1 pseudogene is annotated in these 409 nt (G+C 80.9%); it reads left to right on the forward strand.

Annotation, left to right across the window (positions count from 1 at the left end):
* Positions 1-409: pseudogene (locus AC0AIB_RS31550) on the forward strand (hypothetical protein); the annotation flags it as partial.

A 409-nucleotide genomic window follows, 5' to 3' on the forward strand; every position in this document is an offset into this window, starting at 1 on the left:
GTCCTCGTACGGGATCTGCGGCTGCTGGTCCGGCGCGGCTCGGCCGGGCGGCCGCCCGCCACCACCCCGCTGGACCTGGCGCGCGGCCAGCACGCCGAGGCCGGGCGGCGGCGCGGAGCGGCGGCCCTGGCGCACTGGGAGGCGGGCTTCCGGGCCGCGCCGCCGACGATGTTCCCCGAGCCGTGCGCGGAGCCCCGCAGCCCGCGCTTCTGGACCGGGCGGATCGTGTCGCCGGCCCTGGCCCGCGCGGTCGCGGCGGTCGCCGCCGCGCACCGGGTCAGCGGCTCCACCGTGCTGCTCACCGCGTCGGCCGCGCTGGTGGCCGCCGGGGAGGGGCACCGTACGGCGGCCGTGATGCCGATCGTCGGCAACCGCGCCGCCGAGGCCCTGCGCGATCTGGTCTCCACGC

This window comes from Micromonospora sp. DSM 43699 (assembly GCF_055517075.1).